The organism is Streptomyces sp. NPDC032198, from assembly GCF_040636975.1.
GTDB lineage: Bacteria > Actinomycetota > Actinomycetes > Streptomycetales > Streptomycetaceae > Streptomyces.
Genome location: NZ_JBEZVL010000007.1, coordinates 1 through 13,950 on the forward strand (window position 1 = coordinate 1; position 13,950 = coordinate 13,950).

The 13,950-nt window shown below is 71.6% G+C and carries 14 protein-coding genes, 1 rRNA gene and 1 pseudogene; 10 read left to right on the plus strand and 6 right to left on the minus strand.

Annotated elements, in window-relative coordinates:
• The 3 genes and pseudogenes from rrf to AB0E78_RS19430 form a co-directional block, all read left to right on the plus strand.
• Positions 1-95, plus strand: a 5S ribosomal RNA gene (rrf, locus tag AB0E78_RS19420); the annotation flags it as partial.
• A gap of 219 nt (positions 96-314) precedes the next feature.
• Positions 315-1,412: pseudogene (locus tag AB0E78_RS19425) on the plus strand (hypothetical protein); the annotation flags it as partial.
• Between the two features lie 78 nt (positions 1,413-1,490).
• Positions 1,491-2,312, plus strand: coding sequence for a hypothetical protein (locus AB0E78_RS19430; RefSeq protein ID WP_361834612.1), 822 nt, complete (start codon positions 1,491-1,493; stop codon positions 2,310-2,312).
• Positions 2,313-2,405: 93 nt separating this feature from the next.
• Here AB0E78_RS19430 and AB0E78_RS19435 read toward each other — a convergent pair whose 3' ends face one another.
• A complete protein-coding gene (locus tag AB0E78_RS19435) occupies positions 2,406-3,683 on the minus strand; it encodes a DUF1015 domain-containing protein (RefSeq protein ID WP_361833834.1) in 1,278 nt (425 codons plus the stop codon).
• Between the two features lie 72 nt (positions 3,684-3,755).
• On the opposite strand from AB0E78_RS19435, the gene AB0E78_RS19440 reads away from it, so the two are divergent.
• The gene (locus tag AB0E78_RS19440; RefSeq protein ID WP_361833836.1) at positions 3,756-4,784 is read left to right on the plus strand and encodes an HAD hydrolase-like protein; all 1,029 of its coding nucleotides are present in this window, start codon (positions 3,756-3,758) and stop codon (positions 4,782-4,784) included.
• Between the two features lie 157 nt (positions 4,785-4,941).
• On the opposite strand, the gene AB0E78_RS19445 is transcribed toward AB0E78_RS19440, so the two are convergent.
• The 3 genes from AB0E78_RS19445 to AB0E78_RS19455 are packed head-to-tail and all read right to left on the minus strand — an operon-like array spanning position 4,942 to position 7,003.
• A complete protein-coding gene (locus AB0E78_RS19445) occupies positions 4,942-5,775 on the minus strand; it encodes a siderophore-interacting protein (RefSeq protein ID WP_361833838.1) in 834 nt (277 codons plus the stop codon).
• Entirely contained in the window at positions 5,775-6,821 is a 1,047-nt protein-coding gene (locus AB0E78_RS19450; protein ID WP_361833840.1) for an ABC transporter substrate-binding protein, read from the minus strand. The genes AB0E78_RS19445 and AB0E78_RS19450 overlap by 1 nt, the downstream gene beginning before the upstream one ends.
• Positions 6,821-7,003 carry a hypothetical protein gene (locus AB0E78_RS19455; RefSeq protein ID WP_361833842.1) on the minus strand — a complete coding sequence of 61 codons (183 nt, stop codon included), beginning with the start codon at positions 7,001-7,003 and terminating at the stop codon, positions 6,821-6,823. Before AB0E78_RS19455 ends, AB0E78_RS19450 begins: the two co-directional genes overlap by 1 nt.
• Positions 7,004-7,060: 57 nt before the next feature.
• Here AB0E78_RS19455 and AB0E78_RS19460 point away from each other — a divergent pair, with 57 nt between their 5' ends.
• The 3 genes from AB0E78_RS19460 to AB0E78_RS19470 are packed head-to-tail and all read left to right on the plus strand — an operon-like array spanning position 7,061 to position 10,034.
• Positions 7,061-8,104 (plus strand): iron chelate uptake ABC transporter family permease subunit, encoded by a 1,044-nt coding sequence (locus AB0E78_RS19460; protein ID WP_361833844.1) that lies wholly within the window; start codon positions 7,061-7,063, stop codon positions 8,102-8,104.
• Complete coding sequence (locus tag AB0E78_RS19465) at positions 8,101-9,129, plus strand: iron chelate uptake ABC transporter family permease subunit (RefSeq protein WP_361833846.1); 1,029 nt, start codon at positions 8,101-8,103, stop codon at positions 9,127-9,129. The genes AB0E78_RS19460 and AB0E78_RS19465 overlap by 4 nt, the downstream gene beginning before the upstream one ends.
• A complete protein-coding gene (locus AB0E78_RS19470) occupies positions 9,126-10,034 on the plus strand; it encodes an ABC transporter ATP-binding protein (RefSeq protein ID WP_361833848.1) in 909 nt (302 codons plus the stop codon). The genes AB0E78_RS19465 and AB0E78_RS19470 overlap by 4 nt, the downstream gene beginning before the upstream one ends.
• On the opposite strand, the gene AB0E78_RS19475 is transcribed toward AB0E78_RS19470, so the two are convergent.
• Entirely contained in the window at positions 10,018-10,365 is a 348-nt protein-coding gene (locus AB0E78_RS19475) for an SCP2 sterol-binding domain-containing protein (RefSeq protein WP_361833850.1), read from the minus strand. The genes AB0E78_RS19470 and AB0E78_RS19475 overlap by 17 nt on opposite strands.
• Positions 10,366-10,407: 42 nt before the next feature.
• Between AB0E78_RS19475 and AB0E78_RS19480 the strand changes: the two genes are divergently transcribed.
• The 3 genes from AB0E78_RS19480 to AB0E78_RS19490 are packed head-to-tail and all read left to right on the plus strand — an operon-like array spanning position 10,408 to position 12,495.
• Complete coding sequence (locus tag AB0E78_RS19480) at positions 10,408-10,755, plus strand: hypothetical protein (RefSeq protein ID WP_361833852.1); 348 nt, start codon at positions 10,408-10,410, stop codon at positions 10,753-10,755.
• Positions 10,756-10,762: 7 nt separating this feature from the next.
• Positions 10,763-11,578 (plus strand): TlyA family RNA methyltransferase, encoded by an 816-nt coding sequence (locus tag AB0E78_RS19485; protein WP_361833854.1) that lies wholly within the window; start codon positions 10,763-10,765, stop codon positions 11,576-11,578.
• Positions 11,579-11,589: 11 nt separating this feature from the next.
• Positions 11,590-12,495: an NAD kinase gene (locus AB0E78_RS19490; RefSeq protein WP_361834615.1), complete on the plus strand. Its 906-nt coding sequence runs from the start codon at positions 11,590-11,592 to the stop codon at positions 12,493-12,495.
• A gap of 40 nt (positions 12,496-12,535) precedes the next feature.
• Here AB0E78_RS19490 and AB0E78_RS19495 read toward each other — a convergent pair whose 3' ends face one another.
• Positions 12,536-13,885 (minus strand): FtsX-like permease family protein, encoded by a 1,350-nt coding sequence (locus AB0E78_RS19495; RefSeq protein ID WP_361833856.1) that lies wholly within the window; start codon positions 13,883-13,885, stop codon positions 12,536-12,538.
• Positions 13,886-13,950 lie beyond the last annotated feature (65 nt).

Below are 13,950 nucleotides of genomic sequence, written 5' to 3' on the forward strand. Positions count from 1 at the left end.
AAACGCCCGGTTACATTCCGAACCCGGAAGCTAAGCCTCATAGCGCCGATGGTACTGCAGGGGGGACCCTGTGGGAGAGTAGGACGCCGCCGAACAATCTTTGGAGGACCCTTGGTCCCAGCGTCCACGCTGGGACCAAGGGTCCTTTTTTGTTTTGTCGAAGCGCGCCGGCTACCCGGCTGCGCGAGAATGACTGCGGTACCGAAGACTAGGAGTCACCGATGTCCACCAACTCTCCCGACGAGCGACCGGAGCGCGGGCAGCGCAGCCGGGACGGTGGCGACCGGGGCGGAAACCGTGGCGGCGCACCGCGTCGCGACAACGACCGCAGCGGTGGCGGGCGTCCTCCGTTCCGCCGCGACGACCGCCCCACCTCCGGTGGTCCCCGCCGCGACGACCGCGACCGGGGTGCCCCTCGTCGTGACGACCGTGGCGGCAGCGGTGACCGTGGCGGCTTCCGTCGTGACGACAACCGTGGTGGCGGCGGTGACCGTGGTGGTTTCCGTCGTGACGACAACCGTGGTGGCGGCGATCGCCCCGGGTTCCGTCGCGATGACCGCTCGACCTCCGGTGGCCCGCGTCGCGACGACCGTGGTGGCGACCGTCCCCCGTTCCGTCGCGATGACCGGCGTGACGACAATCGTGGCGGCGGTGACCGTGGTGGTTTCCGTCGCGATGACAACCGTGGTGGCGGTGACCGTGGTGGTTTCCGTCGCGATGACAACCGTGGTGGCGGTGGCGGCGGCTTCCGTGGGCGTGACGACCGTGAGGGTGGCGGGCGTCCTCCGTTCCGTCGTGACGACCGCTCGACCTCCGGTGGCCCGCGTCGCGACGACCGTGGTGGCGACCGTCCCGCTTTCCGTCGTGACGACCGCTCCACCTCCGGTGGCCCGCGTCGCGACGACCGTGGTGGCGACCGTCCCCCGTTCCGTCGTGACGACCGTCGGGATGACCGACGTGACGATCGCGGTGGTGACCGTGGTGGTTTCCGCCGTGATGACAACCGTGGCGGCGGCGACCGCGGTGGCTTCCGCCGAGACGACCGCCGTGACGACAACCGCGGCGGCAGCGGTGACCGTGGCGGTTTCCGCCGCGACGACAACCGTGGCGGCAGCGGTGGCGGCGACCGTCTCCCGTTCCGCCGTGACGACCGGCGCGATGACCGGCCCCGCGGTGGCGACCGTCCCGCTTTCCAGCGCGATGACCGTCGTGATGACAACCGTGGCGGCGGCGACCGCGGTGGCTTCCGTCGCGATGACCGCGGCAGCGACCGTGGTGGCGATCGCGGTGGTGACCGTGGCGGCTTCCGGCGCGATGACAACCGTGGTGGCGGCGGTGGCGGCGGCTTCCGTGGGCGTGATGACCGCGGACCGCGGCGCGACGACCGTGGTGGGCGGCCCGGCGGGTTCCGTGGCCGCGACGACCGGCGTGACGGCGACCGGGGTGGATACCGCGGGCGTGACGACCGTGACCGCGAGCCGATCAAGCGGCTGCCGATCCCCGATGACGTCACGGGCCGCGAGATCGACAAGGACGTACAGCAGGAGCTGCAGAGCCTTCCCAAGGGGCTCGCTGAGGACGTCGCCAGGAACCTGGTGATGGTCGCCAACCTCATCGACGACGAGCCCGAGCAGGCCTACGAGTACTCGCGGATCGCGCTGCGGCTCGCCTCGCGCGTCGCCGCCGTACGAGAGGCGGCGGGATTCGCCGCGTACGCGACCCAGAAGTACAACGAGGCGCTCGGTGAGTTCCGGGCCGCCAAGCGGATGACCGGCACGGTCGAGCTCTGGCCCGTCATGGCGGACTGCGAGCGCGGGATGGGCCGGCCCGAGAAGGCGCTGGACATGGCCGGTGCGCCCGAGGTGCAGAAGCTGGACAAGCCGGGGCAGGTCGAGATGCGTCTCGTCGCCGCCGGTGCGCGGCGTGACCTGGGGCAGATCGATGCCGCCATCGTCACCCTGCAGGGCCCCGAGCTGGCCTCGAACTCCGTCCAGCCGTGGACCGCGCGACTGCGGTACGCCTACGCCGACGCGCTGCTCGCCGCGGGGCGTGAGGACGAGTCGCGCGAGTGGTTCGCGAAGGTCATCGAGTCCGACAAGGACGGCAGCACCGATGCGTCGGACCGCCTGGCCGAGCTGGACGGTGTCGAGTTCGTCGACGCGCTCCATGGCGACGCGGACGCGCCGGTCGCGGAGCCCGCGGTCGTCGATGCCGCCCCCGTCCACGAGGACGAGGACGAGGGCGTCGAGGAGTACTACGACGAGGACGACTTCGAGCTGGACGACGAGGGTGACGAGGACCGCAAGGCCTGAGCACTGACCTGGTAGTACGACAACGGGCGGGATCCCTTCGGGGATCCCGCCCGTTGTCGTATCCGGAAGAGGTCGTATCCGCAAGAGGCGGAATCAGAGGCCGAGGCTGCGCAGGACCAGGCCCGATGCCGGCTTGGGGCCGAAGGACGTGGACTTGCGGGGCATCGTGACCCCCTGGCGGGCCAGGTCGCGTACGACCTCTTCGCGGACCGGGTGCATCAGGACGGCCGTGCCGCCGTCACGTTCCGCCTTCTCCACGGTCGCGCCGGTGTCGTGGATGTACGCGATGTGCTCCGGGGCGTCCGGGATCTGCCAGATGTGATCGAGGAGCGTGGAGTGCAGGACCGTCGCGTCCAGGGTGCGCCAGGCCTCAGGAGGGCCGGCCGGGATCGTCCGGGCCAGCAGGTCGGGGTCGGGCCGGTCTATGAGGTGGAAGGCGCCATCACCCACGAGGAGGAACGCGTTGCCTTCGGCCGCCGCGTCGGCCAGGGCTTCGAGCGCGTGCGGCAGGGGGCCTTCGACGGTGCGTACGCGGAAGGAGCCCGCGAGGGCGGCGAGGGCGTCCGGGACCGGGAGCCGGTGCAGGTAGCGGTGGATGGCGCGGACCCGGAGCGGGTAGCGCGCGGTGTCCACCAGGAGCACCAGGCCGTAGTCCCACGGGCTGGACGACGGGTGCTCGGAGCGCAGCCGGAGATAGGTCGCCCAGCGGTGGTGGCCGTCCGCGATCAGGGCCTGGTGGCGCGCGAGATCTGACTGGATCTCGGCGAGATCGGCGGGGTCGGTGACCGCCCACAGACGATGGCTGAAGCCGTCCTCCGTGGTCGTCGACAGGAGCGGCTCGTGCGTCACGGTGCGCTCGATGACGGCTGTCGCGCCGGTGGCGTCGCCGTTCGAGCGGTATGTCAGGAGCAGCGGTTCGAGATTGGCGCTCGTCGTGCGCATCAGGGCCGCGCGGTCCTCCACGACATGGGTCATGACGCCTTCGTGGGGCAGGACGATGCCTTCGTCCGCCTCGGACAGGCGCAGTGCTCCGATGACGCCGCGCTGCAGGATGCTGCCGTCGCGCTGTTCGTAGATGTAGAGGCTCGGCTCCGGGTCGGGCGCGAGGATGCCCCGCGCGAGCCAGGCCCGCAGGGTCTCGGCTGCCTGCTGGTTGCGGGCCTCCGGTGTGGTGGCCTGCGGGAGGATCAGCCGGACGATGTTGTGCGGGTCGGCGGACTCCAGGTGGAGCAGGCCGTCGGGCCGTACGACCACGTCGTACGGCGGGGACGTCACGGCGGCAAGGCTGCCGACCTGCTCAGGGACGTAGCGCACGCCTCGGAACGGGATCAGGTCGAGGCCTTGGTCGTCGGTATGACCCGCTGTGTTCATTGCTGCATCGTATGTGTGTCAGTGGCATGAGCGATGATCGGGGGAGTGGGATCGATCGAGGAGCGATGCGTAATGAGCCAGACCGCCAGGACGCGGCCCGAAGGCAGCCGAAATGTGCTGAGCGAGGCGTATGACACGGCGCTGCTCGACCTGGACGGGGTGGTGTACGCGGGCGGCCACGCGATCGCCCACGCCGTCGAGTCGCTCGGCACGGCCCGGTCCGGCGGCATGCATCTCGCGTACGTGACGAACAACGCGCTGCGCACGCCGGACGCGGTGGCCGGGCATCTGACGGAGCTCGGCATCCCGACCGGGGCGGCGGACGTCATCACGTCCGCGCAGGCGGCGGCGCGGCTGGTGAGCGAGCAAGTCCCCGCGGGGGCGCGGGTCCTCGTGATCGGCGGCGAGGGGCTGCGGGTCGCGCTGAAGGAGCGCGGGCTGGAGCCGGTGGAGTCGGCGGACGACGGTCCGGTGGCCGTCGTGCAGGGGTACGGCGGCCCCGACATGGCGTGGGGCCGTTTCGCCGAGGCCTGTTTCGCGATCGCGCGGGGCGTGCCGTGGTTCGCGTCCAACACGGACCTGACGATTCCCAGCGCGCGGGGCATCGCGCCCGGCAACGGCGCGGCGGTCGAGGTCGTACGCATCGCGACGGGCGCGGAGCCGCAGGTCGCGGGCAAGCCGCTGCCGCCGATGCACCGCGAGACGATCCTGCGGACGGGCGCCGAGCGGCCGTTGGTCGTGGGGGACCGGCTCGACACGGACATCGAGGGCGCGTTCAACGGCGAGGTGGACTCGCTGCTCGTCCTGACCGGGGTGACCGATGGCGCCCAGCTGCTCGCGGCCCCGCCCGAGCACCGGCCCACGTACGTGGACGCGGATCTGCGCGGCATGCTGACCGGCCAGCCCGAAGTGACCCCGGTGGAGGGCGGCTTCGGCTGCGGCGGGTGGACGGCCGCGGTGCGGGGCCAGGAGCTGGTGCTCGACGGTGAGGGCGACGCCATGGACGGGCTGCGGGCGCTGTGCGCGGCGGCGTGGACGGAGGCGGGGGACGGGAAGTGCACGCTGGACGGAGAGAAGGCGTTGTCGCGGCTGGGGTTGTAGCCGGAGCAAGGCCGTAGCTCCGAAGCTCAGACTGCTTGCCGGGCCCGGCTGTGCGGGCCCGGGGCCCGGTGCCCTGCGCTGGCCGCTCGCCTCGTGGCGAAGCCCCGGCCTGCGGGCGGTCGGGGCTTCGGCGTGCAGTAAGGGGTGGGGAGAGCGGTCAGGCCGTCTCGTTGCGGTCGATCAGCTCGTCCGTGGTGGTGCCCCTGCGCCAGTAACCGGAGAACGAGATCCGCTTGCGGTCGAAGCCGCGGTCGCCGACCAAGTGGCGGCGCACTGTCTTGACCGTCGCGGACTCGCCCGTGACCCAGGCGTACGGAGTGCCCGAAGGGAGCTCGGCGGCACGGACCGCCGACGGCGTCGCGTCCTGCTCCGTGAGCCAGGTGATCTCGGCATCGGCCTTCGTGGGCAGCTCCTGCTTGTCCGCCAGGTCGTGGACCTCGATCCAGACGCGGGTGGGCATCGCCGGCGGGAGCGTCTCCAGGATGGCCGCGACCGCCGGGAGCGCCGACTCGTCGGCGGTCAGCAGGACCCAGTCGGTGTCCTGCGGGGGCCTGAAGTCGTAGGCGCCGTTCTCCTCCTCGATCGGGGCGAGTACGCCGATCCGTGCGCCGGGGCGTGCGGACCGCGCCCAACTGGTGGCCGGGCCGTCGTTCGGCGAGGGAGCCGCGCCGTGGACCGCGAAGTCGACGATCAACTCGTCCGGGTCGCGGCGCAGTTCACGTGTGGTGTAGGTGCGCATGATGCCCCGGACGTCGGGGTCGAGGGCGAGCCAGTCGGCGTACCAGCTGGCCGCGTTCCCCTCCGAGGTGTCCGGCATGACGGGGGCGTCCTGCCCGGGGTGCGGAAGGAACACCTTGATGCGCTGGTCGCGGCCCGCCGAGCCCATCCGGGCCAGTCCTTCGCCGCCGAGGGCCACGCGGATCATGGAGGGCGTGACGTACTCGGTGCGCAGCACGTGGACGTCGAAGAAGTGGTACGGGGAGTCAGTCATCAGGTGAGCCTCTTCGACTTCTCGATGGCGGCGGCGAGTTGTTCGAGCACGGGGGCGTAACCGGCGTAGCTGTAGCGCTCCTCCATCGGCCAGGGCACGGTCTGGCCGGCCTTGACGGCGGGGAGCAGCTCCCAGGTGGGTTTCTTCGCGAGATCCTTGGGCGACAGCGCGGTCGACCGGTTGTCGATCATGATGAGATCGGCGTGGTACTTGTCGGCGTTCTCCCAGCTGAGGAACTCCCAGAAGCCCCAGTCGTCGCTCTTCTTGCCCTCGACGAACTCGACGCCCAGGTCCTTGAAGTAGTTGAGGTCGCAGTACGAGTCCGGCACGGCGACGTAGAACTGGTCGTCGTCGCCGGTCATCGCCAGGACCTTCAGGCCGCGGTTGGCCTTCGCGGCCTTGCGCAGTGTCCGCTCGGCCTTGTCGAAGCGGGCCTTGGCCGCCCGCACCTTCTCCGTCCCGAGGTCCGCGCCCAGGGACTCGGCGAGCTCGGTGTAGCGCTTCAGCGGTTCCAGGAGCGAGGCGCGGGCGCCGTTGATGCCGACGGTGGGCGCGAGCGACTCGATCTTCTTGGTGCTGTCCGCGGGTACGAACCACAGGGCGGGCGGCGGGAACATGTTGCTGATCAGCAGGTCGGGCTCGAGGGCCGCGTACTTCTCGATGCTGAACTGGTTGAAGGACTCGCCCAGGCTGGTCAGTTTGTCGACATCGAGATCGCCCGCTTGCGGGTTGGGCTTGCCGCCCACCGGCTTGGAGGGGCCGAAGATGCCGGTGCACGAGACGCCGTAGTCGTGCAGGGCGGCAGCCGTACTGACGAAGGCGACGATGTTCTTCGGGGCGTGGTCCACCTTGGCGGTCCTGCCGCGGTCGTCCTTGAAGCTCCAGGGTCCGGAGCCCGTGCCCTTCCCGGATTTCCCGGCTTCCCCGGATTTCTCCTCGCTCCCGCAGGCGCTGAGCAGGGCGCCGAGGCCGAGGGCTCCGCCGGAGGCCAGCAGGCCGCGGCGGGACATGCCTCCGGGGGCGGGGGAGCGGTGGGTGGTGGGCATCAGGCTGCCGCCTTCGTCGTGGCTTGCGGGGTGGCTTTCGCGGTGGCTTTGCGGTCGCCCTCGAAGCTGTCGCCCTTGAAGCTGTCGCCCTTGAAGGTCCGGTCCGAGCCGCCGCCCGGCGATCTTGCGCCGCCCTCCCCGCCGAAGACGGCTCGGACCAGGAGGTATCGGGCGGCGGGCACGCATCGGTGGTGCTTCTCTCGTCGAAGTCGAGTGCGAGGGTAGGCTAACCTAACCTGGTGTTGGTCGACAGTCCCCCAGAAGCCAGCGCGGAGACCGCCCCCGCGCCACCCAACCGCCGCGCGATACGCAGCGCCGGGCTCCTCGTCTCGGTCTGTGTGCTGCTGCTCGTCGTCGTGGCGAGCATCGCGGTCGGAGCCAAACAGATGTCTCTGGACCAGGTCTGGCACGGCCTCTTCCAGGACACCGGGACGTACGGCGATGTCGTCGTCGGAGAGCGGCTCTCGCGGACGCTGCTCGGCGCGCTCGTCGGTGTGGCCCTCGGCCTCGCGGGCGCCGTCCTCCAGGCGCTGACCCGCAATCCGCTGGCCGACCCCGGACTGCTCGGCATCAACCTCGGCGCATCGGCCGCCGTCGTCACCGCGATCAGCTTCTTCGGCGTCACCTCGCTGAGCGGCTATGTGTGGTTCGCCTTCTTCGGAGCGGCAGTCGTCGGCGCCGCCGTCTATGCCCTCGGCGGGACCCGCAACGCCACGCCCGTGCGGCTCGCGCTCGCCGGCACCGCGCTGAGCGCCGCCCTCTACGGCTATCTGCAGGCCGTGATGATCACGGACAACGCCGCGCTCAACAAGATGCGCTTCTGGACGGTCGGTTCGCTGGCCTCCGCCAAGAACGAGACCATCCTGCAGGTCCTGCCCTTCCTCGTGATCGGCATCGTGCTCGCCCTCGCCCTCGCCCGGCCGCTGAACGCCATGGCCATGGGCGACGACACCGCCCGCGCGCTCGGCGCCCATCTGAACCGCACCCGCGCCCTGTCCATGACCGCCGCGACCCTGCTCTGCGGGGCCGCCACCGCGGCCTGCGGGCCCATCGTGTTCGTCGGCCTGATGGTGCCGCACATCGTGCGCTCCTTCACCGGGCCCGACATGCGCTGGATCCTGCCGTACGCGGCGATCCTCTCGCCGGTCCTGCTGCTCGGCGCCGACGTCGTCGGGCGTGTGGTCGCGCGGCCCGCGGAACTGCAGGTCGGCATCATCACCGCGTTGATCGGCGCTCCGGTCTTCATCTTTCTCGTACGACGGCGGAGGCTGGCACAGCTGTGAAGGCGATACGCACCCGGGGCGGGCTCAGCTTCCGCCTCGACGTCCGCACGGCCGTGGTCGTCGCCGTGCTCATCCTGGCCGCGCTCGTCGCGAGCGTCGTCCTGATCGGCACCGGCGACTTCCCCATCCCCGCCGCCGACGTCATCCGCACCCTGCTCGGCAACGGGGACGCCGGGCAGGAGTTCATCATCAACGACCTGCGGCTGCCGCGGGTCATCGTCGGTCTCCTGGTGGGGGCCGCGCTCGGGCTCGGCGGCGCGATCTTCCAGTCCATCTCCCGCAACCCGCTGGGCAGTCCGGATATCCTCGGCCTCGGGCAGGGGTCCACCGCGGGCGCGCTCATCATGATCGTGCTCTTCCAGGGCACCGCGGTGCAGGTCGCGGGCGGCGCGTTGGTGGGCGGTCTGGTGACCGGCTTCGCGATCTACGTGCTCGCCTGGAAACGGGGCGTGCACGGCTTCCGGTTCGTCCTGGTCGGCATCGGCGTCTCCGCCTTCGTCACCGCGATCAACGGCTATCTGCTCACCAAGGCGGACCTCGTCGACGCCGCCCGCGCCGTCGTCTGGATGACCGGCTCGCTCAACGGCCGGGACTGGGATCAGGTCTGGCCGTTGCTCGTCCTGTGCGCGATCCTCGTACCGCTCGTCATGACGTACGCGCGTCCGCTGCGGATGCTGGAGATGGGCGACGACGTCGGGTACGCGCTCGGCGTGCCCGTCGAGCGCACCCGCATCGTCCTGATGGCCTCGGCCGTGCTGCTCACCGCTGCCGCCACCGCCGCGGCGGGGCCCGTCAGCTTCGTGGCGCTCACCGCGCCGCAGCTCGCCAGGCGGCTCACCCGCTCGCCCGGGCCGAACCTGATGCCCGCGATGTTCATGGGCGCCACCCTGCTGATCGTCGCGGACTGGGCCTCGCAGCGGGCCTTCGGCGCCGACCAGCTGCCCGTCGGCGTGGTCACGGGTGTGCTCGGCGGCATCTACCTGCTGTGGCTCCTCGTCATCGAGCGCAAGGCGGGGCGGATATGAGGACGCGCACCGCCAGCGACACGAAGACCTCTGATACCTCTGAGAGCACCGACAGGCAGGAGCGTGCCGCAGTGAACCGGCTCATCGCGGATGACGTGACCCTTGGTTACGACCAGCGCGTCATCGCGGAGAAGTTGTCCGTCGAGATCCCCGACAACTCCTTCACGGTGATCGTCGGCCCGAACGCCTGCGGCAAGTCCACCCTGCTGCGCGCCCTGTCGAGGATGCTCAAGCCCTCGGCGGGCCGTGTCCTGCTCGACGGGAACGTCATCCAGTCGATGCCCGCGAAGAAGGTGGCACGGACGCTCGGCCTCCTCCCGCAGTCGTCCATCGCGCCCGACGGGATCACCGTGGGCGACCTGGTGGCGCGCGGCCGCTACCCCCACCAGGGGCTGCTGCGGCAGTGGTCGGGCGAGGACGAGCGGATCGTGGGCGAGTCGATGGCCTCGACCGGTGTCGCCGAACTGGCCGATCGCTATGTCGACGAACTGTCGGGCGGACAGCGCCAGCGCGTCTGGATCGCGATGGCACTCGCCCAGCAGACCCCGCTGCTCCTCCTGGACGAGCCGACGACGTTCCTGGACATCCAGCACCAGATCGACGTCCTCGACCTGTGCGCCGACCTCCACGAGGAGCAGGGCCGCACGCTCGTCGCCGTGCTGCACGACCTCAACCACGCGGCCCGGTACGCGACCCACCTCATCGCCCTGCGCGACGGTCAGGTCATCGCCGAGGGCGCGCCGGCCGACGTGGTCACCACGGAGCTGGTGCGGGACACCTTCGGGATGGACTGCCAGATCATCGACGACCCGGAGACCGGGACGCCGCTCGTGGTGCCCGCGGCGCGGCGGGGCCGCAAGAAGCCGGCGGAAGCGGCGGGCGCGGGGACTAAAGCAGCGACCTGAGGCGGAGCATGTCGCGCAGGCCCGCCTCCAGCTTGACCCGGCCGGAGGCCCAGGCCTTCGCGAAGTTCAGCTCGCCGTCGACCATCGCCACCAGATCGTCGCCGGACATGGCGAGCCGGATCTCGGCCTTCTCGCGAGGGGCGCCAGGATGCGTGTCGAGCACCGTGATCCGGCCGTTCTCGAGGCGGCCCGTGAAGGTCACGTCGAGATCGGTGATGTGGCAGCTCAGCGAGCGGTTGAGCGCGGCGGCGCTGCGCACGCCGCCTTCGGCGCCCGCCAGGTTGTCCGAGAGTTTGTCCAGTGCCGTGCGGCACTCTTCGATCGTCGCCATCGTGATCGACGGTACCGCAGCGCTTCGCGGTAGCGTCGGGGCATGAGCGACTCGTTGCCGGGCCCCGAGCCCGAGCCGGTGGAGCCCGAGGTCCCCGCGGCCCCCGAGGCCTCCGAGGTCCGGGCGGAGACGTACGACCCGGTCGGGCCCGCGCCCCTCGGGGTGGAGCGTGTCCCGACCGGCGACGCGGAGGTGGACGGCCTGCTCGGGCGGCTCGGCGATGCCGACCACCTCGCCACGGACGGCCACATCGAGGTGTACGAGGATGTACACCGGGGACTGCGTGACGCGCTGACCGCGCTCGACGCACGCCCCGGGCCGCCGGCCCCCTCACCCATGGGGGCGCCCGCGGCTTCGTCCCCGCACTCACCCCCGTACATCAGGAGCTGAACAGAACGTGGCAGGAGTGGCACGCCGCCGCCTCGACGCCGAACTGGTCCGGCGCAAGCTCGCGCGCTCGCGCGAGCACGCGAGCCAGCTGATCGCCGCCGGGCGGGTGACCGTCGGCAAGAACACCGCGACGAAGCCCGCGACGCAGGTGGAGACCGCCGCAGCCATCGTGGTCGCGACCGACGAGAGCGATCCCGACTACGTCTCGCGCGGCGGCCACAAGCTGGCGGGCGCGTTCGCCGCGTTCGTGCCGCAGGGCCTGGCCGTCGAGGGGCGGCGCGCGCTCGACGCGGGCGCGTCCACCGGTGGCTTCACCGATGTGCTGCTGCGCGCGGGCGCCTCGGGCGTCGTCGCCGTGGACGTCGGGTACGGCCAGCTCGCCTGGTCGCTGCAGAGCGACGACCGGGTCACCATCAAGGACCGCACGAACGTACGAGAGTTGACGCTGGAGGCCATCGACGGGATCCCCGTCGACCTGGTCGTCGGCGACCTCTCGTTCATCCCGCTCGGTCTCGTGCTGCCCGCTCTCGCGCGCTGCGCCGCCCCGGACGCCGACCTGGTCCTGATGGTCAAGCCGCAGTTCGAGGTCGGTAAGGAGCGCCTGGGCAGCGGCGGTGTGGTGCGCAGCGCGGAACTGCGGGCCGACGCCGTGCGCGGTGTGGCCCGGCAGGCGTGGGGGCTCGGGCTCGGAGTGCGTGGCGTGACTGCGAGCCCGCTGCCCGGACCTTCCGGAAATGTCGAGTACTTTCTGTGGCTGCGTGCCGGGGCGCCCGAACTGGACCCGGCGGACGTTGACCGTGCCGTGGCGGAGGGGCCCCGTTGACTCAGACCCGAGTGACCCAGACCCGAGCTCGTACCGTTTTCCTGCTCGCGCACACCGGACGGCCTGCCGCCATCCGCAGTGCCGAACTCGTCGTCCAGGGGTTGCTGCGCAGCGGCATCGGCGTACGGGTCCTGGAGGCGGAGGCGGCCGATCTGCCGCTGCCGCCCGAGGTGGGCACCGTGAAGGAGGCCACGCCCCAGTGCCTCGACGGCTGTGAACTGCTCGTCGTCCTCGGCGGGGACGGCACGCTGCTGCGCGGCGCCGAGTTCGCCCGCGCCTCCGGGGTGCCGATGCTCGGCGTGAACCTGGGCCGCGTCGGCTTCCTCGCCGAGGCCGAGCGCGACGACCTCGACAAGGTCGTCGACCGGGTGGTGACCAAGGCGTACGAGGTCGAGGAGCGGATGACCATCGACGTCGTCGTGCACAGCAACGGCGATGTCGTGCACCGCGACTGGGCGCTCAACGAAGCGGCCGTGCAGAAGATGTCGGCCGAGCTGATGCTCGAGGTCGTCCTGGAGATCGACGGGCGTCCGGTCACCGGCTTCGGCTGCGACGGCATCGTCTGCGCGACCCCGACCGGCTCCACCGCGTACGCCTTCTCCGCGGGCGGGCCCGTGGTGTGGCCGGAGGTGGAGGCGCTCCTGATGGTGCCGATCAGCGCCCACGCCCTGTTCGCCAAGCCGCTGGTGACCTCGCCGGACTCGGTGCTCGCCGTGGAGGTCCAGCACCACACGTCGCACGGGGTGCTGTGGTGCGACGGGCGCCGGACCGTGGAACTGCCGCCGGGGGCGCGGGTCGAGGTGCGCAGGGGCGGGGTGCCGGTGCGGCTCGCGCGGCTGCACCACGCGTCGTTCACCGACCGGCTGGTCGCGAAGTTCGCCCTGCCGGTGTCCGGGTGGCGCGGGGCCCCTCAGTAGCCGTACGTCGGATTCCCGGGCGCCGTGGCGGGGCGCGCCGTCACGCCGTGGCGACGACCGTTATCGCGCGGCGCCGCATCACGCTCGCCACCGGCAGGCCGGTGGCGAGCAGCGTGAGGAGCAGGGTGCCCGCCGCGATCCCCGCCGGCACACCCCACGGCAGATACGGGAGCGCCGAGCCGAAGGCGGTGCTGAGGATGGGGGCCAGCGTGCCGAGCGCGATCGCGGTGCCGAGCAGCAGCGCCGTCCCGGCGACGACCACGGCCTCCCAGGCGGCCATCGCCCGCACTTGGGCGCGCTGGCTGCCCACCACCCGCAGCAGGGCGACATCGCGGCGCCGCTCGAAGGAGATCATGGCGAGGGTGTTCGCCGCGGCGATGGCGGCGAAGCCCGCGTAGAGCCCCGTGCCCACGTAGTCGAGCCAGACCTCGCCCGTGCTGCCCGCCGAACCCGTGTGGTGCTGCGCCGTGGTGTGCATGCCGATCTTCGTCAGGCCGAACCCCACGACCAGCAGGAGCGGCACCACCGCGGCGGAGAAACGGCGGGGCTGCGAGCGGACGTTGAGCATCGCCAGGCGCGCGCTCGCGCCGAACCGGCCCACCAGTGCGGAGACGAGCCAGGCCGCGGGCCCGATGATCCGCGGGCCAAGGAGACCCGCGCCGACGCAGAAGAGGATCAGGACGAGGAAAGCGCCCTCGCTCGCCTCGTCCGCGGGCTGCTTCGACAGCAGCACCGAGACCACGCAGGCCCCCGCGGCCGCGATCAGGCCGAGGGGCGCCCGGAGCATGCCGAGCCCCCGCCGCCCGGTCGCCGCCTCGCTCAGGGCGCGGGCCGGGCGGAGCAGCGAGAACCGCAGTGCCGAGAGGAGCGCGGCGAGCGTCGTCGTCACCACGGCCACGCCGAGGCACACCGGCAGGGCGACCCAGCCGAACCGGAAGTCCGCCTCCGCGGGGAGCAGCCCGTGCGACACCATGCCCGCGTGCCACCAGCGCGCGACGAAGCCGCCGAGGACGAAGCCGGCGAGCGCCGCGGGGACCGACGCGGCGAGGGCCTGAACGGCGACCGCGCGGCGCACCTGACGGGGCTTGGCGCCGATGGAGCGGACCATGGCCAGCTCGCGGTGCTGCTGCGTGACGGCCGTGCCCATCGTCGACGCGACCACGAATATCGACATGTAGACCGATCCGATGAGAAGGACGACGGCCATGTCGCCGACTCCGTTCTCCGTGATCTGCCTGCGGGCCCGTGCGGAGAGCCCGTCGGTGCCCGTCGTGCCGAGCATCATCGTCGACGCGCTCACCACGGTCGCCGCGAAGAGCGCGGCCACCGCCGTGCCCACGAATGCCGGTCGGTGCGCGCGCAGCGCCGCCTGTGCCAGTCCCGTTCCCATACTGATCATGGTGGGGTGCCGGGGTATCCGCCCACCAGGAGGCTGGCAGGAAGATCCTTGTGGGG

Coding starts and splice junctions, on each gene's coding strand:
- AB0E78_RS19435 (WP_361833834.1), bottom strand. CDS start 3,683: ATGAACACAGCGGGTCATACCGACGACCAAGGCCTCGACCTGATCCCG.
- AB0E78_RS19440 (WP_361833836.1), top strand. CDS start 3,756: ATGAGCCAGACCGCCAGGACGCGGCCCGAAGGCAGCCGAAATGTGCTG.
- AB0E78_RS19445 (WP_361833838.1), bottom strand. CDS start 5,775: ATGACTGACTCCCCGTACCACTTCTTCGACGTCCACGTGCTGCGCACC.
- AB0E78_RS19450 (WP_361833840.1), bottom strand. CDS start 6,821: ATGCCCACCACCCACCGCTCCCCCGCCCCCGGAGGCATGTCCCGCCGC.
- AB0E78_RS19470 (WP_361833848.1), top strand. CDS start 9,126: ATGAGGACGCGCACCGCCAGCGACACGAAGACCTCTGATACCTCTGAG.
- AB0E78_RS19475 (WP_361833850.1), bottom strand. CDS start 10,365: ATGGCGACGATCGAAGAGTGCCGCACGGCACTGGACAAACTCTCGGAC.
- AB0E78_RS19480 (WP_361833852.1), top strand. CDS start 10,408: ATGAGCGACTCGTTGCCGGGCCCCGAGCCCGAGCCGGTGGAGCCCGAG.
- AB0E78_RS19495 (WP_361833856.1), bottom strand. CDS start 13,885: ATGGGAACGGGACTGGCACAGGCGGCGCTGCGCGCGCACCGACCGGCA.